The organism is Streptomyces sp. M41(2017), assembly GCF_002078175.1.
Taxonomy (GTDB): Bacteria; Actinomycetota; Actinomycetes; order Streptomycetales; family Streptomycetaceae; genus Streptomyces.
On record NZ_MWFK01000002.1, the window covers coordinates 450324 to 470496 of the forward strand.

The following is a 20173-nucleotide window of genomic DNA, read 5'->3' on the forward strand; positions in this document are numbered from 1 at the left end:
CCGGGCGGTGGTCCCACCGCTGGTGCGGAGGCCGTCCCCTCGTCCGCCGGCGACGGCGGCCGGGGAAGCTGCCGGAAAGGACGCTTCCGGGAGGACCGGGCCACAGCGGTCGTGACGCCGAGCGCGTCGAGACGAACCAGCATTGCGCACGCGCCGCCCGTCACGCAGAATGCGCAGTTCAAGCGGGGTCTCAGGAAGGTTCCGCCGGACGAACGGGGGACGCGTGGGCGTCATTGTCGCCTTGGCCGCTGTGTTCGCCGGAGCGATCACGGGCTGCCTGCTCGTGCTGCGGCGCAGGGGCGGGACAGGAGAACGCGGGGCCCTGGAGCGCGGGGCTGCCGGACATGAGCTCGCACGAGGGCTGGGCGGTGCGAACACCACGCATCAGAACACCGGGTCCTTCGGAACCTGAGTCCGGGCATCCGTCCTCTCGGCCGCGTCGCGAGCCGGAAGCCGATCCCCCGTGAGCCCACGTCGCGGGATCGGGTGACCCCGCCCGTGACGGCTGCCGTCGCCTCGCGTTCCGCGAGGACGTGGGCAGCCCGTCGGGAACGGCACGGCTCTAGGCGACTTCGAGCACGATCTTGCCCCGGAGGTGTCCCCGGGCGGCGCGTTCGTGGGCCGCTCGGGCGTCCGCGAGGGCGAAGGTGCTGTCGATCGCGACGCGGACCGTGCCGGCCTCGAGGAGGGCCGCCAGTTCGGCGAGTTGCGCGCCGCTGGAGCGGACCTGGGTGCTCGAGACGGTGACGCCCAGCTTCGTGGTCTCGTCCTCGTCGAACTCCCCGGGGAGCACCGCGAACTGCGCGCCACCGCGCTTGAGCGTACGCAGGAAGCGCCTGCTGCCGGGGCCACCGACGGTGTCGAGTACCAGGTCGATGCCGTGGACGAGTTCCTCGGGGCGACTCCTGGTGTAGTCGATGAACCGGTCGGCGCCGAGCTCCCGCAGGAAGGACTCGTGCGTGCCCGATGCCACGGCGATGACGTGGGCTCCCTTCCACTTCGCCAGCTGGAGCGCGAAGTGGCCCACGCCGCCCGCGGCGCCGTTGACGAGGATCCTCGAGTCCGCGTCGAGCGTCGTCGGACGATGCCGCGCCTCCTGGAAGGGCGAGGGGTGGTCGTGTCCGGCCTCGATCAGGAACTGCCACGCCGTCAGCCCCGCCATGGGCGCCCCCGCCGCGTGCACGTGGTCGATGCCCGCTGGTTTGTGGGCGAGGTCCGCCGCCGGCGCGGCCACGTACTCGGCGTAGGCCCTTCCCTCGAAGCTGGGGAACCGGAGGAGTCCGAAGACCTCGTCGCCTACCGAGAAGCCCTCCACATCCGGGGCGAGCGCCTCGACGACACCCGACACATCGGTTCCCGGAATCACCGGGAGGCCGACTGTCGACTCCGTCTCGCCGGGCATCGTGGTCATCCCGCCCCGCAGGTACCAGTCCGGAGGATTGACGCCGGCCGCGCGGACGCGGACGAGCACCTCACCGGGCGCCGGCTCGGGAACGGGCACCTGCTCGTACCGCAGGACCTCCGGACCGCCGTGCTCGTGGAGCCGGACCGCCCTCATCGTGTGTGCCGCCATCTTCCTCTCCTGACCGAGTCGGGGGATACACTTATCCGGATCGGCGATCCACATAAATGGACCACTGGTCCGAATATATGGACCACCGATCCGGATAGTCAAGGAGGACAGATGCGGGCCGACGCCAGGAAGAACCGCGATCACCTGCTCGCCGTGGCGGGCTCCGTCATCGCCGAGCAGGGCGTCGACGCGTCGATGCGTGACATCGCACGGCGGGCCGACGTCGGGCTCGCGACGCTGCTGCGGCACTATCCGACCCGCGAGGCACTGCTCGAGGCGCTGCTCCGCACGAGCTTCGACGAGCTGACCACAAAAGCGGGCGAACTCGAGACGTCGAGTTCGCCCGCGGATGCTCTCGTCGCGTGGCTCCGTGACTGCGTGGCGTGGACCACCGAGTACCGGGGGGTGACCGTGCTGATGGCGGCCGCCATCGAGGACACCGAGTCCGCGCTCCACGCGTCGTGCGTGACCCTGCGGGCAGCCGGAGCGCGGCTCCTCACCCGCGCGCAGGAGGCGGGCGGGGCGCGGACCGACGTGGACGGCACCGACCTGTTCGCGCTCGTGGCCGCGCTCGCGTGGCTGGGCGACCAGCCCTCACTCGCGCCGCGCGCCGATCACCTCTTCGGTGTCGTGGCGAACGCGCTCCTGACGGACGCCAGGAGCGCCGGCTCCGCGGGGATGCCGTCCCGGGGTTAGGGGATCACCATTCCGGGGCCGTTGTCGCCGCTCAGGTTGAGTCCGAACAACGCCCTCGTCGCCGGTGCGCCGATGTCCGTCGGGTTCTCCGCGACCGACTTCGAGGCCGTCAGACCGGAGACCGCGCCGCGCAGCAGCCATATCGCGCCGCCGTTCACGACGGTCCCGAGGTCCTCCCCCGGCGCGCCCGCGACCAGGTCCGCCTTGCCGTCGCCCGTCACGTCGAGCAGCCGGGCCGAACCGCCGAACAGGTCGCCGGCCTCGGCGACGCCGGGTACGCCCGTCGTGTCCTGATGGAAGGCCTGCGCGCCCGTCCCGGTGAGCCCGCTCCTGCCTCCCTTGAGCACCACCACGGCGCCCGCCTTCTTCTTCGTGCCGATCGCCTCACCGGGGACCCCGACGGCCAGGTCGGGGTATCCGTCACCGTTCACGTCGCCCGCGCTGAGCCGCCCACCGAACTGGTCGCTCTTCTCACTCACCCCGGGCACGCCCGCCGTGTCCTGCGTGATCGTCTTCGTCCGGGTCTGGCTGGGGCCGGCAGGTGAGCCGTAGTAGATCTTGACGCTGCCGGGATCCTCCTCGTTCTCGGTGTCGCCGTTGGGGAAGATCCGGGTGGCGAGGTCGGCGTAGCCGTCCTGGTCGAAGTCGGCGACCGCGGTGCTGGACGAGGAGGTCAGCCGCTGCGGGACCGTCGACAGGCCGTCCTTGGTGCCGAGCCAGAGCTTGCCGCCCTCGGCGTGGTTCTCGTAGACGTAGAAGGTCGCGAGGTCCTCGATGCCGTCGCCGTTGAAGTCGCCCGCGGCGGTGGAGTCGATGGTGTTGTCGGTGCTGTACACCTGCAGGCGCTGCTCACGGGCCGGGGCGCCGTCGCGGCCGAGCGGACCGTAGAGCACGTCGTGGAAGTCGTACGCGTCTTCGCTGTTGCCCATGAACAGGTCGACGTGCCCGTCGCTGTCGAAGTCGCCCGCGGTGATGTCATCGCCGACCTGGGCGTTGGCCGGCGCGCTGACGCGGACCGCGCCCTCGCCGGAGATGCCGGCCTTGCGGCCCCACAGGACGATCACGGATCCGCTGACGTTGGTCTCCGGCTGGTAGTCGCGGGTGACGACGGCCAGATCGGTCAGGCCGTCGCCGTCCAGGTCGCGAGGGATCATCGCGTAGCCGAAGACCTCGTTGTCGCCGGAGTCACCGGGCACGCCGGGGGTGTCCTGATCGATGACCGTGGTGCGCGCGGGGTCGAGGCCCTTCGCCGAGCCGTAGCTGATCGTGATGTAGCCGGCCCATGTATGGCCACCGACCTTGGCGCCGGGCGCCGCGACGGCGATGTCCTGGTAGCCGTCGCCGTCGAAGTCCTCGCGCACGGTGGTGGCACGGTCCTTCGCGGACGCGGTGCCCGCGACGATCGGCACGCTGAACGACCCGATCAGGGCGGCGGCCACGGCGGTCGATATGGCGGGTCGGCGGATGCCCACGGTTCCTCCTTGGAGCGCGAGCGACATCGAGACGCGTGCGCGCGGTGGTGATTCACCTCTGAGACACCCGGAAACGGCCGATGGTTGTGCGCTGAACGGCACTTGAACGGACGGACGGCGGGAGGTGCACGACACGCACCTGACGACGCGCCTCCGGGAACCGCGCGTGGGTCAGGTGCGGAACCGTCTCCACAGCGCGGTCACGTCGCGAGCGGCGGCCCCGGGGGCCGGTGGGGCGGCACGAGGACCACCTTGCCGCGGTTGCGGCGCTGTTCGACGAGGGCGTGGGCCCGGGCGGCCTCGGCGAGGGGGATCTCCTCGTGCACGGCGACACGCAGGGCGCCCGCTTCGTACATCCGCCACTGTTCGCGGAGCCGTCGGTCGTACAGTTCGGGCCTGCCGACGGCGATGGCACGTATCTGGAAACCGATCACCGAAGCGCCACGGGCGAGGAGTTCACAGGCCTCCACCATGCCCCCGCCGGAACTGAAGGCCACCAGCCGGCCGCCCGTCGCCAGAGCTTGCACAGCGGGGCCGAGAAGGTCGCCGCCGACTCCGTCGAGGATCACGTCGTACGGGCCACCCCAGTCGGAGTCCCCGTACAGAACGACCTCGTCGGCGCCCAAGTCCCGCAGGAAGTCGGCCTTGTCGGCGCTGCTGACGGCGGCCACGACGCGTCCGGCCACGCCGGCCTTGGCGTACTGGACGGCGAGCACGCCCACCCCACTGGCGGCCGCCGTCACCAGGACCGACTCCCCGGGCCGCACGTGCGCGGCCTCGTAGGCGCCGCACCCGACCATCCCGCTGCGGACCAGCGCGACGGCCTCGACGGCTCCGGCGCCGTCCGGGATCCGGGAGGCCATCGCGATGTTCAGTACCGCGAACTCGGCGTAGGCGTCGGCGAAGCACAGTCCGGTGACGCGGTCTCCGACGGCGAAGGAAGTGACCCCGTCACCGAGCGCGGTGATCTCCCCGGCGACCTCTCCGCCGAGGGTGACCGGCTCTTCGGCGTCCCGGAGCCTGCGCACGGCGGGCAGGGTCACGCCGATGGCCCGGGTCCGGATCAGCACTTCCCCGGTTCCCGGTTCGGGAAGGCCGACCTCTTCGGCGACCAACGCGGCGGGCCGACCGTCGGCCTCGTGGCGAATCCGCAGCACAAGAACCTCCCTCTCCGTTCATGGGAGGCCCCAACGATACGGGAAGTCATGGGGAGTTCCAATGAATTCGGGGATAGGGTGAGCGCATGACCGCAGCCCTTGAGCGCATCCAGTCCCTGCCGAGCTGGCTCGTCGGCCGCGTCGCGGCGCGTGCCCGCGGTCTGGTCGCCGCGGCCCTCGCCACCGAAGGGCTGAAGCTCATGCATCACGCGGTGCTGGCGGCGAGTTCCGAGTACGGGCCGCTCGCACAGGCCGAGTTGGGCCGCCGGGTCGCCGTCGACCCCAAGGACGTGGTCGGCATCCTCAACGACCTCCAGCGGGCGGGACTCGTGCTGCGCGCCCCTGATCCGGACGACCGCCGCAAGAACGCCGTCACGATCACACCGGAGGGCGCGGACGTCCTCACCCGCTGTGCGGCGCTGGCCGAAGCGGCCAACGCCGAACTGCTGGCACCGCTCACGCCCGACGAACAGGGCCAGTTGACGGCCCTCCTCACACGGCTTCACGAAGCCCCGTAGACACGGCCTGCCGGGACGGCGGAGTGCGGGCCGCGCACCCCGGCCCTCCTTCCTGCGGCCGAGCCGTCACCGGGGCGCCGTGGCCGGCCCTGCCGCCGGCGACGGCACCGTCGCCGGGGCGGTGCTCAGTCCGACAGTTCCCGCAGCAGTCGGTAGTGGCGGATCCGTTCCCGGTCCGGCTCGACGCCATAGGCTTCGAGCAGCGGCTCTTCCCATCCCGGGCCGTAGTTCCACCGCGTGCTCCAAGTGGCCACGGCGAGGTCGGCCCAGCGGTCGGCGACTCCGAGCGTCCCGAGGTCGACGTGTCCGGTCCACGTGCCGTCGTCACCGACCAGGGTGTTGGGAGCGCAGGCATCGCCGTGGCAGACGACGAGCCGGTCGACGGGCGGGATGGCGGCGAGGACGTCGAGGGCGCGCTCGACGGTGCCGATGTGCCGGTGGTCGTGATGCCAGTCGGTCGGGTGGATCCGACCCGCCGCCGCCCGTGACCGCGCGCTCTGCAGGCGCCGCCCGGCCGACCAGTCGAACGGACAGTCCGCCACGGGCAGTGCGTCGTGAAGCGCGCGCAGCCCGGCGCCGATCGCGCGTACCGCGGTGCCCGGGTCGCGCTTCCAGTGGTCATCGACCGCCATCCGTCCGGGCAGCCCCCGGGTGACGATCCAGGTTCCTGTCCCGTCGGCGCCCTCGTCGAGCACCCGCGGCACGGTGGTGTACCGCACCGCCCAGCGCAGACGTGCCGCCTCGGCCGCGGGGTCGATGCCGCTGCCGGTGGGCGTCCACTTCACGAACTGCCGGATGTCACCCACGCCGACCTGGAACGTCAGCCCGCCGACCTCGTTCTCCCAGACCGCTCGTACGGGCCGGCCTGCCGCGAGCGCGGTGACGATCGGGGGAGGCTCGACGGGTCCCTGGGGTGCGGTGGCGATCATGCGCTCATTCTCGCCGGGCGGGTTGCCGGGGGCCGAGCGATTGCAGGCGTTGCGGGACGGCGGCGGGACGTCACGTGCCCCAGCGCGACCCTCCTGTGCGCCGCCTCTGAATTCCTTCCCGCTCGACTGAGTCAGAGGCGCTCCGCATGCGTACTCCACGACGTCCGCCCCCACCAGGGACGACAACAGATCGGCGGACAAGCCAACGGGTAGGAGAAACGGTGCAGCGCTCGCGGAATGTGATCGGAACCCTCTTTGTGGGCGGCGCTCTCACTCTGACACTCGCCGCCCTCGCGTACCCGGCGATGCTCGGTCTGGACACCGTGTCGACCTCGAACGACCGGATCATCGCCAACACGCAATGGGGCCCGCTGACGGAGGGTGAGCGGGACTTCGTGGTCAAGGTCCGCGCGGCCGGCCTGTGGGAGCACCCCCTCGGCCAGATCGGACTGCAGAAGGGGCAGAGCAAGGCAGTCAAGATCGCGAGCCAGCACCTCGTGGACGGGCACGCGGCCCTGGACACCAGTTGCCGCAAGATCGCTCCGATGCTGAACATCACGCTGCCCAACGTGGCGAGCCCCCAACAGGAAGGGTTCGTCACCCAGCTCAAGGGAGAGTCGGGGCGGCAGTTCGACGTCGACTTCGCCAACATCCTGCGGATGACGCACGGTTCGATCTTCAACACGATCGCCAAGGTGCGCTCGACCACCAAGAACACGCTGATCCGCGCCCTGGCCGATCAGGCGAACAACACGGTGCTCGACCACATCACCGTGATGGAGAAGACGGGCCTCATCGACTTCGACACCACGGTCTTCAACCAGACCACCCCGCCCAAGCTGCCGCAGTCCGACATGACCCCACCGGCTCCGGCACCCGGCCAGCCCCAGGTCGTCCTCAGCCCGCCGCCCAACCCGACGTCCACGCCGCTCGACCTCAACGCCGCCGTCAACGGCGGCAAGCCGACCATCGGCTGACCGTTCTGCGGCGTCGAGGTGCGGGTCGGACGTCAGGCCATCGGGGAGTCGACCTGGTGGTCGGCGGGGTCCGTCGGCGACGGCCGCCGGTCGGGTCGCCGATCGCGCCGTCAGCGAAGCCGCCGTCCTCGGGCCCCAACGCGTCGACGGTCGGCACCGGCGGGCCGCCGAACGCGGCCGAGGCCTCATCAACCGCGGTTGATGAGGCCTCCCGTGCGCAAGGGCGCGTCGTCGGCTGTCGTCCCTCGGCCGCTCGCCGGGAATCGGCGGCAGGCCACGAGGACACGACCGCCCCGCTACTTCAGCGCGTGCGCCGCGGCCTGGGCGAGGGTGCTCGCCGCCTCGGAACGCTCCGCCTTGGTCGACTTCTTGTCGGCGAGGACCTTGGCGGCAGCGGTGAGCACCTTCTTGCCGGGCCGCCGCGCGGACGTACCCGGAGCCTGGGCCAGGGCGCTGGCCGCGGCGCTCTTCTCGGCCTTCGACCGCTTCTTGGCCCGCACGGTCTTGCCCGCTGCGGAGGCCGGAGCGGACTTGGTGGACTTGGCGCCTGCCGAGCCCGCCTTGCCGGAGGTCTGCGACAGTGCGCTCGCGGCGGCGGTCCTGCTGCTCTTCGACGTGCCACCCTTGGCGGTACGGCCTGCCGCCGAGGCGGCCTTCGGGTGCGTCGTGCCGGATGCCTTCGTCTTCGCCATGGCGCTCTCCATGCTCGTCCGTCGGTTGTCGTTCCGGCCGAGTACCCCAACTTCCCTGCCTGGAACGGCTGGAGGCCGGACGATCCGGCGGACGGGCACCGCGCGCACAGGCTCCGCCGCCGCGGGCCGCCCCTATCCGCGGTGCCCGGGGGCAAGCGGGGTGCCGGCCCTGCGGACGACGTCGGCGATCCAGGCCATGGCCTCGGGCACGTCGTAGTTGCCGGCGTGCGGCTGGTTCCAGGCGAGCTGGTAGTTCACGTCCTTGACCTGCTTGTCCGCTTCGAGGGCACGGTCGAGGTTGAGGGAGACGGTGAACGCGGTGTCCCGGTCGCGGGTGCCGTTGCGGACATACCAGTTCGGCGCGGTGTCGGCGCCCGTGCCGACGAAGTCCATCGGGTCGATCAGGTGGACCTGGTCGTCGACCGTCGTGCTCTTCCTGCCGGTGTACTGGTCCCACGTCAGCCCGGTATCGTCGATGCCGCTTCCGTCGCCGGCGACGTTGTTGTGATTCCAGCTGTACTCGGTGTAGTTCATGTACTTCTGGGTCGGCGGCCCGAAGAGGTTGGTCTCGGTGCCGCTGGTGGTGTTGCCGTTGACGCCCACGGCGTCGAAGGCGGGTGTCGTCTTGAGAGTGGCCTGCCTGGCGACGAACGCGAGGTACTTCGTCATGTCGACGGAGAGCACCTTGTCGGTGGTGTTGTCCGTGTCGATCCAGTCGTTCACGTACGACTTCGTGGTGGGCGGGCCGCCGGGGCCGCCGGACTGGATCTCGAAAGAGCCGCCCAGAGGTGGGATCGTGTTGGCGGGATCGGCCTTCAGGTAGGCCTCCGCCGAGCGGACGACCTCCTGCCTGATCGTGTCCAGCAGGTTCGCCGCGGTGAGCCGGGAGCCGTCGGGGTTGCGCAGCCCGAGGCTCTTCTCGTACGCGGGAAACCGGGCCGCGATCGCGGCCGCGTCCGCCGGGGAGGGGTTCTCGCCGGTGGTGTCGCGGGTGGCGAGGATGTTGTACAGCCACTCATAGGCGCTGTCGGCGTTGCCCAGGTCGGTGATCGGGCAGTACGCGTTGACCGCGAAGACGTCGTCGCGCAGCGTGCTGTGCCCCTGTGCGTCGATGCCTGCCGCGCCGGTCGCGGCAAGGTAGGGGTTGTACTCAGCGCTGTTGCCCGACGCGCCGAGGATCGACGCCAGTGCGCCGCCGCCACTGGTGCCGTTCACGACGATGCGCTCGGCGCTGCCGGGCATGGCCGCGTCGTTGAGGCGGAGGTAGCGGACGGCGGCCTTCGCGTCGACCACCGCGGCAGGGGCCTTGCCGGGAGACGTGCCGTCGGCACCGACGAGTCCTCTGCTGCGGTTGGCGATGTCGGCGTAGACATAGCCGGCCTTCAGCGCGGCGCCGACGTTGCTCGTCGCACTGGTGTAGGAGCCGCCGTCGGTGACGCCGGCCTTGATGTAACTGGCCATCCAGCCGCTGTTGTTCACCGCGAAGTAGATCGGGGCCCGCTGGTCGCCGAAGGCGCTTTCGGGGACGAACACGTTCATGCTCTGGTAGCCGCAGGCCGTGTTGGGGATCGTGGTGCTTCCGCCGCCGGGACCGCCGGGCTGCTGCGCGGCCGCGGCGACCGGGTTCGCGACGTAGCAGATCTCCTTGTACCACCGCACGTTCATCGGCCGGCCGTCGACCGAGACGGTGATCGTCGTGTAGGCGGCAGAGTCGAAGGCGAGCGCGGCGTCCTGCGGGTCCGCGCCTTTGGCACTCCCCCGCGAGGGGCCCGCTCCGGTGCCTGCCGCGGCGAACGAGGCCGGCACGGGGCCGGAGGCGAGCGCGAGGGCACCGGCGATGGCCACGGCCCTCAGGAGGTCTCTGCGGATCGCGGGGTGTCCCTCGCGCCTGGCCGTCGCTCGGGTCAGTCCGTCGCGTCCGAAGGACGCGGAGGGCCGCTGCATGGAGGTCTCCCCTCGTTGGGCACCAAGTGCTCCGCCGACGCCTTGGGGGTCAAGGCCTGAGGGACGCTACAAGATTGTCAACAATATGCCTAGCGATCCATCCGACAATATTGCCAACGTTTACTTCCGCAGACCTGCCCCGCGGATCTCGGCCGGCGGGGAACCCTGTCGGCGGGAAGTGCCCGACGCGAGGGCCGGTCGATCGGTCCGCACGTCTTGATCGTTGCCGGGACCACTGATTGATTGGTCGGCATGACCGACCTAGGCCCCCTCGCCCGGCCACCGGCCCCGATCAGGACCGGGCGGCTCGTCCTCCGCGAACCCGAGGCCCGGGACCGCGCGACGTTCATCGAGCTGCTCTCGTCGCCCGAGGTGCACACCTACCTCGGCGGCCCCCGGCAACGTGACGAACTGGAAGGCGAGTTGCCGAAGGTTCCCGTGCGATGGCCCGGGAGCTTCGTCGTGGAGCTCGACGGGGCGATGATCGGCCAGATCCTGCTCAGGAGAGCGACGGGCCATCGCCGTCCCGCCGCCGCGGGAAAGGTCGATCTCGGCTATCTGTTCCTGCCTCGGGTGTGGGGATCCGGATACGCCTCCGAGGCGTGCGCGGCGGCACTCGGCTGGATCGCGGACGTCCTTCCCGGCGAACCGGTGGTGCTCACCACCCAGACCGCCAACCTCGGCTCGATGCGTCTCGCGGCGAAGCTGGGCTTCGCCGAGGTGGAGCGGTTCGAGGCCTGGGGCGCCGAGCAGTGGCTGGGCATGCGGTCCCCGCTCGCACCTACTTGCGGAGGAATCCCGTGTAGTTGTGCTGCTCGACCTGGCTGTTGATCTGCTTGACCGTCTCCAGACCGACACTCACGATGATGAGGACGCTCGTGCCCGTCAGTTGGTTGGCGCCGCCGAAGCTGGCGAAGGCCACCGTCGGGACCAGAGCGATCAGGCCGAGGTAGAGCGATCCCGGCCAGGTCAGCCGGTTGAGGACGTAGCCCAGATATTCGGACGTGGCCCGGCCCGCCCGGATTCCGGGGATGAATCCACCGGCCTTCTTGATGTTGTCGGCCACTTCCTCCGGGTTGAACGTGATCGCCACGTAGAAGAAAGCGAAGAAGACGATCAGGAGGAAATAGGCGGCGATGTAGAAGGGGTGGTCCCCGCGGGTGAAATTGCGGGTGATCCACGTCGTCCACCCGGCGGACGAATCGGCGAACTGCGCGATCAGTGCCGGGATGTACAGGAGCGATGAGGCGAAGATGACCGGGACCACACCCGCCTGGTTGATTTTCAGCGGGATGTACGTGGCTGTTCCGCCGTAGGATTTACGGCCGATCATCCGCTTCGCGTACTGAACCGGAATGCGGCGCTGCGCCTGCTCGACGAAGACGACCAGACCCACCATGGCGAACCCGATGAGAAGGACCAGGCCGAAGTTGACCCATCCACCGGCGATGGTGCCCTCTTCCTTCACGGTCCACAAGGCGCCGGGGAAGGTGGAGGCGATGGAGATGAAGATGAGCATCGACATCCCGTTGCCGATACCGCGTTCCGTGATGAGCTCGCCGAACCACATCACACAGGCGGTCCCCGAAGTGATCGTCAGCACCATCACCACGGTGGTGAAGATCGACTGGTCGGGGACGATGTTGCCGGCCGTCGGACAACTGGGGAAGAGAGCGCCGCTCCGGGCCGTGGCGACCAGACCCGTGCCCTGGAGGAGGGCGAGCCCGACCGCGAGGTAGCGGGTGTACTGCGTGATCTTCCCCTGTCCGGCCGCCCCCTCCTTCTTCAGGGCCTCCAGCCGGGGAATCACCACCGTCAGCAGCTGCAGAATGATGCTCGCCGTGATGTACGGCAGGATTCCCAGGGCGAACACGGTGATCTGCAGCAGCGCCCCACCGCTGAACTGATTCACCAGGCCCAGCAGTCCGGTCCCCTTGGACACGGCACTCACGCACGTCTGGACGTTCTGGTAGTCCACGCCGGGGATCGGAACGTGTGACCCGATGCGGTACAGAACGATGATGCCGAGCGTGAAGTACAGCTTCTTGCGCAAGTCGGGCGTGCGGAGCACCTGGACGAATACGTTGGGCACGGCTTCCTCCTCCGCCCCCACGCAGGAACGTCAGGGGTGAAAAAAGCAAAGAACAATCGCAGCATAAGAGGAGATTGCCCCTATATGACCGTCGCCTCGCCCGCGCGTGTTCGGAATGCCCTGTTCGCCGCAGTGGGCCGACCTGAGGCGATGTCACGCAACAGCCGACGTCTTTGCGTCATCCGACCGCCTTTTCGGAGCGGCGACCGACGGGGGACGTTTCGTGAATCAGGTGCCGGTCGAACGGGCGGCGTCGAGCGCGGCCCGTCGGCCACGCTCGACGCCGTCAGTGTCCCGCGCTCTGTCCGCCGTCGACGTGCGAGATCTCACCGGTGACGAACGGGGCCTGCTCCACATAGAGGATGGCCCGCACCACGTCGTCCACCTCGCCCATCCGTCGGACCGGGTGCAGTGCCGCCTGCTCGCCGCCGGGGTCGGTCGGGTGCATCGAGGTCCGGATGACACCGAGCGATACGGCGTTCACGCGGATGTCGCGGGTGGCGTACTCGATCGCCAACGACTTGGTGACGGCGTTCAGTCCGCCTTTGGTCAGGGACGCGAGGGCTCCCGTGACCCGGGCGTCGGCGTTGTCGACCAGACTGGTGGAGATGTTCACGACGTGTCCGCCGCCCTCGCGGGAGAGCATCGCACCGATCGCGCTCCGGGACACCTCGAAGAAGCCGCGCACGTTCACGCCGACGACGCTCTCGTAGTCCTCGTCGGTGTAGTCGGTGAACGGCTTCGCGACGAACACTCCGGCACAGTTGATCAAGGTGTCGAGTCGGCCGAACCGGTTCATCGTCGCCTCGACGATCCGGGCGCCCGCACCGGGCGCGGACACGTCGTCGGCCACGGCCAGCACGTCGGGGTCGTCCGACGGCGGAATCGAGCGGGCGACCGCGGTGACCGCGTAGCCGAGCTGCCGGTAGGCGGTGACCACGCCCGCCCCGATGCCGCGTGAGGCGCCGGTGACGACGGCGACTTTGTGCGTGTTGTCCATACGGGATTCTGGCCCGACAGGGACGTGCGGGTGCGCGACCGCTCCGCGTGTCCCCTCCATGAGCAGCCGACTGGTCCCACGAGGTCACGCCACCGGCTCTGCGCGAAGGGTCCGGACATGGGGCGGGAGACCGGATCCGCGCGTCGTCCGGACTCCCGGTCCTTCCGTCCGGCCGCCCGGGAGGAGTTCCGCGCAGTCCGACTTCACCGTGCATCCATCAGCAGGAGCGGTAGGCTGAACAACGTGGCATATCACCCATAGGGGACTCACTGTCGTCCCGCGGCCCAGACCCCGCCATTTCAAAGGCAGTTGAGTCCGGGCACAGGTCATGCGTCCAGGATCGTCCCGGACCTGCGTACCGCACATGCCGCAGAGGGATCACGGCGTCACGCACGCGTCGCCGGAACTGCGTCTGGAGCCATCACATGTCCCACCATCTCGATTCTCCCGCGGCCAGGGCCGACGCCCGGCTGAACATCTCCGACACGTACGTGTTCCGAGGTGACCGCGGAACTGTGCTGGTGATGAACGTCTGCTCCGACTCCGCGGGTCCCGACGCGCCGAAGGGGTTCCACCCCGAGGCCCGATACGAGTTCAAGATCGACAGCACCGGCGACGCGGTCGAGGATCTCGCCTACCGCTTCACCTTCGGGGCGGCGGACGCCGACGGCTCCCAGACGGTCGAGCTGAGCCGTATGGCCGGAGCCGACGCGGCCGACGACTCGGCGGCCGGAACCGTTCTGCTCGCCGGCCGGACGGGCCGGGAGCTCAGCACCGACGCGGGTCTACGGGTGTGGACCGGTCGGGCCAGCGATCCGTTCTGGATGAATCCGGCCGTCGTGGAGGCGGTCGGCCAGGCCTTCCAGCACGGCACCGACGTCCATGTGCCCGAACCGGACTCCTCCGAGATCACCAGCCTGTTCGCCAACATGAAAGTGCGCTCCATCGTGCTCGAGGTGCCGGATTCCGAGCTCCTGGCGTACACGGGCGGCGAGGACATCGGCGTATGGGGTGTGACGGCGCTGGCCACCGACGCCGGCGGGTGGCACCGCATCAACCGGTGCGGACTCCCGATGGTGTCGCCCATCTTCGCGCAGTTCGACGACGAGCTCGCGGAACTCCTGAACCAGACCCGGCCGGCCGACGACACCCGCGTCCTCACCGGCGCGATCAGCGGCCGCGTCGCCGCGGTCGTCGGCGCCCGCGGCACCACGTCGGATCCCCAGGTCTACGGCCAGGAAGTGGCCGACCGACTTCTCCCGGACGTCCTTCCGTACACGGTGGGCACTCCGGCCGTGTTCGGCTTCGCGAAGTTCAACGGCCGGGCGCTCACCGACAACGCGGGTGAGGTCATGTTCTCCCTCACGACGGACAGCGCCTTGAGCGTGGGACTGGGCAAGGAAGCGGTCGACGCACCCACCACGTCGTCCTTCCCCTACGTGGCTCCGACCGGCTGACGGCCCGATGCCCTCGGCGCACCCGGTCCCGCCTGCGATGCGTGAGGTTCGCGGTCCTGGCCGCCGAGGCCGCGCGCGGGGGCCGGTGCACGCGGTGCGGCCATCCCTGAACCGGTGAATCGAGGAATCGGTGTTCACGTCGAACGTGCCAGGACCAGTTGACGGTGACAGAACCGTCCTCGGCGAACGGCCTTGAGGTGTCCACCATCGAGCCTGACGCGCGCCCCGAGGGATACCGGGCGATGCTTTCCTCCGCCGTGGCGAACCTCAACCCGGGAGCGTTCTCGTTCGTCATGGGTACGGGGATCGTGTCCACGGCGCTGTACGTCAACGGCGCCGGCACCGCTTCGGCGGCACTTCTCTGGGTGGGTCTCGCGGGCTTCGCGGTCCTCCTGCCCGCCTACGGTCGGCGGCTGCTGCACCGGCCCGAGCAGTTCGCCGTCGGTCTCCTCGGACCCCGGTCCTTCGCCTTCCTCACCATCGCCATCGCCCCCGATGTCCTGGCCGCACGCCTGGTCCCGAGCGGACACACGGCAGTCGCCGAGGCGTTTCTGGCGTTCGGAGCGGCGGTGTGGCTGTTCCTCGGCTACGCCGTTCCCCTGGCCCTGATCACCACCACCCGGCGGCGCCCTTCGCTCGACCAGGTGAACGGCACCTGGTTCCTCTGGTCGGTGGGCTCCGACTCGATAGCGGTGGCGGCGGCCTCCCTGGCGCATGTGACCTCGGGCGACTTCCTGCCGGTGGTGGCCGTGGTGTGCTGGGCCATCGCCCTGGTGCAGTACCTGCTGGTCGCCGGGATCGTCCTGGCGAGGCTGCTCGTGCGGCCGGTGGCGCCCGGGGATCTCATGACGTCACTGTGGATCTTCATGGGCGCGGCGGCGATCAGTGTGCTCGCCGGGGCGAGGCTGCTCGAACTGCCACCGGACAGCCTGCTCCTCCCCCACGCGGTCCTCACCGGCTGGTCGGTCGTCCTCTGGTCGTTCGCCACCTGGCTGATCCCCCTGCTGCTGGCCCTGGGCGTGTGGCGCCACGGGGTGCGGAGGATTCCGCTGCGTTACGAGTTCGGCTGGTGGAACCTGGTCTTCCCGATCGGCATGTACGGGGTCGCCACGCACGAACTGGGACGCGTGACCGGGACGTCATGGATGACCGCGATGGGCCGTGGGGAGATCTGGGTCGCCGTCGGCGTGTGGGCGGTCGTGATCATCGCCATGGCCGTCGCCGCGGTCCGCCCCCGTCTCGCGTCCGGCCGTCGACAGGCCGCTTCCCAGCACCCCTAGCGGCAATGTCCTGATCTGCCGTCGATATGGCATTCAGGGCTATCCACCCGGACTGCACCGAAAGCATAGGGTCGGTGGTCCGACACGGGCGAATGCCCAGCTCCCACTACGGACGTCCGGCGAAGACGAAGCCCGCGAGCACTGCGGGTGACCTCCGGACTCCGCCAGTGCCGGCCGTCGGTCGTTCCGAATTGAGGAAAGAAGGCGATCCACACCGTGGCGTCGCAATCCCGTGCCGCGGAGGCGGCCCCGAAGGGGCTGGACTTCGGCATCAACGAATGGCTCGTGGACGAACAGTACGAGCGCTACCTGCACGACCCCGAGTCGGTGGGCCGGACCTGGAGGGAGTTCTTCGCCTCCCCCGTCTCCCTTCCGGCTCAGCGTGCGGAGAGCCGCGAGGCACCCGCTCCCGAAGAGTCCGGCGAGTCCGGCGATTCCGCGATCAAGGCGGTCCGCGTCGCCGCACTCGTCGACGCCTACCGAGCGCGCGGGCATCTGGCGGCCGACACCGACCCGATCTCGAACGGGCACGGGACCGCGCGGCCGGATCTCGACATCACGGCGTTCGGCCTCCACGACGACGACCTGGACGCAGAGTTCGCCGTGGACGGGTTCACCGGCCGGACCACCATGACGCTCCGCAGCGTGCTGAGCGCCCTGCGGGAGTTCTACTGCGGTTCCGTCGGCACCGAGTACATGCACATCCGCGGCTCCCGGGAGCGCCTCTGGGTCCAGCAGCGGACGGAGTCGGCCTCTGCCCGGCCGGACGTCGCCGAACAGCTGCACATCCTGTACCGGCTGGGCGCGGCAGAAGCCTTCGAGACGTTCCTGCAGACCAAGTACGTGGGCCAGAAGCGGTATTCGCTCGAAGGCGGCGAGTCGGCGATCGTGCTGCTCGACGCCCTGCTGCTGCGCGGCATCCGGCAGGGCATGGGCGAAGCCGTCATCGGCATGGCCCACCGAGGCCGGCTCAACGTCCTGGCCAACATCATCGGCAAGTCGTACGCGGACATCTTCCACGAGTTCGAGGACGCCACGGACGTCCGGTCCGTCGAGGGATCGGGCGACGTGAAGTACCACCTCGGCGCGGAGGGAACGTACCGTGCCCTGGACGGCCGGTCGCTCGCCGTCTCCGTCGTGGCCAACCCCTCGCACCTGGAGGTCGTGGGGCCGGTGGCACAGGGCGTGGTGCGCGCCAAGCAGGACCAGGCCGTGCGGGACGGAGCAGCCGGCCCCGTCCTGCCGATCGTCCTCCACGGCGATGCCGCCTTCGCCGGCCAGGGCGTGGTCTCCGAGACGCTGAACATGTCGCAGCTGCCCGGCTACCGCACCGGGGGGACGGTCCATGTCGTCATCAACAACCAGCTCGGTTTCACGACCTCGCCCGCCTTCGGCCGTTCCAGCACCTACGCCACGGACGTCGCCCGGTCCGTGGACGCGCCGATCTTCCACGTCAACGGCGACGACCCCGAGGCCGTCGTGCGGGTCGCCCGGCTGGCGTTCGACTATCGGGAGACGTTCCACAAGGACGTGGTCATCGACCTGATCTGCTATCGGCGCCATGGGCACAGCGAGGTCGACGACCCGTCCATCACGCAGCCGGCGATGTACGACCGGATCAACGACAGGCCTTCGGTGCGCACGTTGTACGCCGAGGCGCTGACAGGCCGGGGAGACATCGGTGAGCGCCAGGTGGAAGGCGCGTTGCGGGACTACCAGGGTCACCTGGAGCGGGCCTTCACCGAGACGCGGGCACTGTCGGCGGCCCGGTCCCCAGCGTCCGGACAACCGGCGGACGACCAGGACGCGGCACGTTCCGCGGTGTCCACCGCCATCACGGAGGCCACGGCCCGGCACATCGTCGCCGCGCAGACGGACACGCCGGAGGGGTTCACCGTCCACTCACGCGTCGCTCCCCAACTCCGGCGGCGTTCGGCGATGTTGGACGAGGGCACCATCGACTGGGCCACCGCGGAGTCACTGGCCATCGGCTCGTCGCTGATGGACGGGGTCCCGGTGCGGCTCGCCGGGCAGGACTCCCGCCGCGGCACGTTCGGGCAGCGGCACGCCGTGCTCACCGACCGGCACACCGGTCTGGAGCACACACCGCTGAGTTCCCTCGGTTCCGGTGCCGCCGAACTCGCGCTCTACGACTCGTCGTTGTCCGAGATGGGCGCGCTGGCCTTCGAGTACGGCTATTCACTGGCACGGCCCGACGCCCTGGTGCTGTGGGAGGCCCAGTTCGGCGACTTCGCCGACGGAGCCCAGACGGTCATCGACGAGTACATCTCGTCGTCCGAGCAGAAGTGGGGTCAGCGCTCCGGTCTGACCCTGTTGCTGCCGCACGGTCTGGAAGGACAGGGCCCCGATCACTCCTCCGGAAGGATCGAGCGATTCCTGCAGCTGTGCGCGCAGGACAACATGACCGTCGCCATGCCCTCCTTGCCCGGCAACTACTTCCACCTGCTGCGTCGCCAAGCCCTCGGACGCCGGAAGAAGCCTCTGGTCGTCTTCACTCCGAAGTCGATGCTGCGGTCCAAGGCGGCCATTTCGGACCTGACGGAGTTCACCGACGGTGCGTTCCGTGCGGTCGTCGGCGACGACACGGTGGACGCCGGCCGGGTCGAGCGCGTGCTGTTCTGCTCGGGCAAGGTCTCCTTCGACCTGGACGCCCACCGCCGGGAGGCGGACCTGGCGGACACGGCGATCGTCCGGCTCGAGCAGCTCTATCCCTTCCCGGAGGAGGAGATCGCCGAGAAACTCGCCCGCTTCCCCGCCGCCGCCGAGGTGCGATGGGTGCAGGAAGAAGCCCGGAACCAGGGAGCATGGTCCTTCGTCGCGCCCCGTCTGGAACGGCTGGCCGGCCGGCCCGCGGTGTGTGTCAGCCGCCCCGAGGCGCCGGCCCCCGCCGTGGGCTCCGCCCGCCGGCACGCGGGCGAACAGAGGGATCTCGTGCTGTCGGCCTTCGACTGACCGCTCCGCCGACGGCCCCGCGAAGAAACGCCGCCGCGCCGTACGACGTATGTGTCCCCGGCGGGCTCTCCTCGGACCGCGTTCCGCGGAGGGCCCGCTGCCGGTGGCGGCACACCATGCCCCGTACCGCTCAGTCGCGCCACGGGGGGGGGCGGAGGATCAGTTCGCCGCCGACTCCGTCACCGGTCGATCGTGCACCGGACGCGGAGGCAACACTGCGGGCACCAGATCCCGCTCGCCCGCGTGCGTCGTCCGGAAACTGGCCCGGAAGGCAGCGGGCGTCACACCCAGGTTCCGCACGAACGCCCTGCGCAGCGACTCGGGTGAGCCGAATCCGGTGCGCCGGGCGATGAGCGGCATGGAGTCGTCGCTCGTCTCCAACAGCGCCTGCGCCGCTTCGAGCCGGACCTGTTCGACATAGCGGGCCGGAGTGGTTCCGACCTCCTCGTGGAAGAGCCGCGTCACATGACGGACGCTGATGCCCGCCCGGGAAGCCATGGCGGCCAGCGTGTGATTGGCCCCCGGATCCTCGGCGACGGCGTCCAGGAGCCGACGCAGGACGTCCTGGGTCGTGTGCGAGGTCCGCGCGCGGACACTGAACTGGGACTGACCACCCGGCCGTTGCATGAAGACGACCATGTCCTTGGCGACCGAGCGGGCGACCTCCGCACCGTAGTGTTCTTCCACCAGGGCCAGCGACAGGTCGATACCGGCGCTGACACCTGCCGACGTCATCATCTTCCCGTCCCGCACGAAGATGGCGTCCGGGTCGACCCGCACAGCCGGATAGCGATGCGCCAGTTGCCGCGAATGCCGCCAGTGCGTGGCAGCACGACGTCCGTTCAACAGCCCGGCCGCGGCCAGCAGGAACGCTCCCGTGCACACCGACGCCGTGCAGCGACTCTTCTCGTTCAGGCTCCGGACGACATCCAGGAGCGCGTCGTCCTTGATCAGCGATTCCCATTCCGGACCGCCCGGCACGACCAGGACGTCCAGGGGTTCGCGCACGTCGGCTACGGAGAGGTCGGCGCCGAGACGGGTCCCGGCGGAGCTCATCACCGCCGAACCGTCCTCCGAGGCGATCCGCACCCGGTAGCGTCCGCCGAACTCGTTGGCCGTCGTGAACACCTCGATGGGGCCCGTCACGTCGAGGAGCCGCACCCCTGGGAAGACGAACACCGTCACCGTGATCGGATCCGCTCCAGGGCGCTTGCGGTTCATCGAAGGCCTCCCGGCAGTCCGCGGCGTGAACACGAGCTCGCTCCGTGGTCGAGGGCGGCGCGTCCGTCGGCACGTCGCCCCTCCGGAACGGAGCACACGGAGAAACGGCGGCGAGCAGCACGGCACGGACGTCGCCGTGTACGCCGACGGCCACACACCAACTATGCGCCTGTGGCCCGTACCGCGGCCACG

16 protein-coding genes are annotated in these 20173 nt (G+C 69.9%); 7 read left to right on the top strand and 9 right to left on the bottom strand.

The genetic code is table 11. The annotated features are described in order from the left end of the window. Window positions 1-562: 562 nt before the first annotated feature. Complete coding sequence (locus tag B0675_RS27625; protein ID WP_179165456.1) at window positions 563-1573, bottom strand: NADP-dependent oxidoreductase; 1011 nt, start codon at window positions 1571-1573, stop codon at window positions 563-565. A 111-nt stretch (window positions 1574-1684) separates the two neighbouring features. On the opposite strand from B0675_RS27625, the gene B0675_RS27630 reads away from it, so the two are divergent. Next, complete coding sequence (locus tag B0675_RS27630) at window positions 1685-2269, top strand: TetR/AcrR family transcriptional regulator (RefSeq protein ID WP_081222319.1); 585 nt, start codon at window positions 1685-1687, stop codon at window positions 2267-2269. On the opposite strand, the gene B0675_RS27635 is transcribed toward B0675_RS27630, so the two are convergent. Together B0675_RS27635 and B0675_RS27640 are read right to left on the bottom strand one after the other, a co-directional pair. Next, window positions 2266-3741, bottom strand: a complete 1476-nt coding sequence (locus tag B0675_RS27635; protein ID WP_179165457.1) for an FG-GAP and VCBS repeat-containing protein — start codon at window positions 3739-3741, stop codon at window positions 2266-2268. The two genes, B0675_RS27630 and B0675_RS27635, sit on opposite strands and share 4 nt — an antisense overlap. A gap of 200 nt (window positions 3742-3941) precedes the next feature. After that, complete coding sequence (locus B0675_RS27640) at window positions 3942-4898, bottom strand: zinc-binding dehydrogenase (RefSeq protein ID WP_081222321.1); 957 nt, start codon at window positions 4896-4898, stop codon at window positions 3942-3944. A gap of 86 nt (window positions 4899-4984) precedes the next feature. On the opposite strand from B0675_RS27640, the gene B0675_RS27645 reads away from it, so the two are divergent. Next, a complete protein-coding gene (locus B0675_RS27645; protein ID WP_081222322.1) occupies window positions 4985-5416 on the top strand; it encodes a MarR family transcriptional regulator in 432 nt (143 codons plus the stop codon). A gap of 125 nt (window positions 5417-5541) precedes the next feature. Here B0675_RS27645 and B0675_RS27650 read toward each other — a convergent pair whose 3' ends face one another. Then, window positions 5542-6345, bottom strand: a complete 804-nt coding sequence (locus B0675_RS27650) for an aminoglycoside 3'-phosphotransferase (protein ID WP_081222323.1) — start codon at window positions 6343-6345, stop codon at window positions 5542-5544. A gap of 257 nt (window positions 6346-6602) precedes the next feature. On the opposite strand from B0675_RS27650, the gene B0675_RS27655 reads away from it, so the two are divergent. After that, window positions 6603-7322, top strand: a complete 720-nt coding sequence (locus tag B0675_RS27655) for a DUF4142 domain-containing protein (protein WP_081222324.1) — start codon at window positions 6603-6605, stop codon at window positions 7320-7322. 296 nt (window positions 7323-7618) lie between these two features. Here the strand turns inward: B0675_RS27655 and B0675_RS27660 are convergent, their stop codons facing one another. Further along, complete coding sequence (locus B0675_RS27660; protein WP_081222325.1) at window positions 7619-8014, bottom strand: hypothetical protein; 396 nt, start codon at window positions 8012-8014, stop codon at window positions 7619-7621. Between the two features lie 132 nt (window positions 8015-8146). Beyond that, a complete protein-coding gene (locus B0675_RS27665) occupies window positions 8147-9958 on the bottom strand; it encodes a subtype B tannase (protein ID WP_081222326.1) in 1812 nt (603 codons plus the stop codon). Window positions 9959-10210: 252 nt separating this feature from the next. Between B0675_RS27665 and B0675_RS27670 the strand changes: the two genes are divergently transcribed. Next, a complete protein-coding gene (locus B0675_RS27670) occupies window positions 10211-10789 on the top strand; it encodes a GNAT family N-acetyltransferase (RefSeq protein ID WP_081222327.1) in 579 nt (192 codons plus the stop codon). Here the strand turns inward: B0675_RS27670 and secY are convergent. Together secY and B0675_RS27680 are read right to left on the bottom strand one after the other, a co-directional pair. Further along, entirely contained in the window at window positions 10740-12050 is a 1311-nt protein-coding gene (secY, locus tag B0675_RS27675; protein WP_081222328.1) for a preprotein translocase subunit SecY, read from the bottom strand. The genes B0675_RS27670 and secY overlap by 50 nt on opposite strands. A 286-nt stretch (window positions 12051-12336) precedes the next feature. Then, window positions 12337-13050: an SDR family oxidoreductase gene (locus B0675_RS27680; protein WP_081222329.1), complete on the bottom strand. Its 714-nt coding sequence runs from the start codon at window positions 13048-13050 to the stop codon at window positions 12337-12339. A gap of 425 nt (window positions 13051-13475) precedes the next feature. Between B0675_RS27680 and B0675_RS27685 the strand changes: the two genes are divergently transcribed. From B0675_RS27685 to B0675_RS27695, 3 genes are all read left to right on the top strand, one after another. Further along, window positions 13476-14507, top strand: coding sequence for a DUF4331 family protein (locus B0675_RS27685; RefSeq protein WP_081222330.1), 1032 nt, complete (start codon window positions 13476-13478; stop codon window positions 14505-14507). A gap of 164 nt (window positions 14508-14671) precedes the next feature. Then, window positions 14672-15787 (top strand): tellurite resistance/C4-dicarboxylate transporter family protein, encoded by a 1116-nt coding sequence (locus tag B0675_RS27690; RefSeq protein WP_241540026.1) that lies wholly within the window; start codon window positions 14672-14674, stop codon window positions 15785-15787. Window positions 15788-16003: 216 nt separating this feature from the next. Beyond that, window positions 16004-18760, top strand: coding sequence for a multifunctional oxoglutarate decarboxylase/oxoglutarate dehydrogenase thiamine pyrophosphate-binding subunit/dihydrolipoyllysine-residue succinyltransferase subunit (locus B0675_RS27695; RefSeq protein WP_277625260.1), 2757 nt, complete (start codon window positions 16004-16006; stop codon window positions 18758-18760). A 159-nt stretch (window positions 18761-18919) separates the two neighbouring features. Here the strand turns inward: B0675_RS27695 and B0675_RS27700 are convergent, their stop codons facing one another. Beyond that, window positions 18920-19981, bottom strand: coding sequence for a GlxA family transcriptional regulator (locus B0675_RS27700; protein WP_081222332.1), 1062 nt, complete (start codon window positions 19979-19981; stop codon window positions 18920-18922). Between the last annotated feature and the right edge of the window lie 192 nt (window positions 19982-20173).

Bases quoted from the DNA above. Each gene is read 5' to 3' on its own strand.
- B0675_RS27660 (WP_081222325.1), bottom strand. From the start codon at position 8,014: ATGGCGAAGACGAAGGCATCCGGCACGACGCACCCGAAGGCCGCCTCG.
- B0675_RS27650 (WP_081222323.1), bottom strand. From the start codon at position 6,345: ATGATCGCCACCGCACCCCAGGGACCCGTCGAGCCTCCCCCGATCGTC.
- B0675_RS27685 (WP_081222330.1), top strand. From the start codon at position 13,476: ATGTCCCACCATCTCGATTCTCCCGCGGCCAGGGCCGACGCCCGGCTG.
- B0675_RS27680 (WP_081222329.1), bottom strand. From the start codon at position 13,050: ATGGACAACACGCACAAAGTCGCCGTCGTCACCGGCGCCTCACGCGGC.
- B0675_RS27670 (WP_081222327.1), top strand. From the start codon at position 10,211: ATGACCGACCTAGGCCCCCTCGCCCGGCCACCGGCCCCGATCAGGACC.
- B0675_RS27630 (WP_081222319.1), top strand. From the start codon at position 1,685: ATGCGGGCCGACGCCAGGAAGAACCGCGATCACCTGCTCGCCGTGGCG.
- B0675_RS27645 (WP_081222322.1), top strand. From the start codon at position 4,985: ATGACCGCAGCCCTTGAGCGCATCCAGTCCCTGCCGAGCTGGCTCGTC.
- B0675_RS27665 (WP_081222326.1), bottom strand. From the start codon at position 9,958: ATGCAGCGGCCCTCCGCGTCCTTCGGACGCGACGGACTGACCCGAGCG.
- B0675_RS27700 (WP_081222332.1), bottom strand. From the start codon at position 19,981: ATGAACCGCAAGCGCCCTGGAGCGGATCCGATCACGGTGACGGTGTTC.
- B0675_RS27625 (WP_179165456.1), bottom strand. From the start codon at position 1,573: ATGGCGGCACACACGATGAGGGCGGTCCGGCTCCACGAGCACGGCGGT.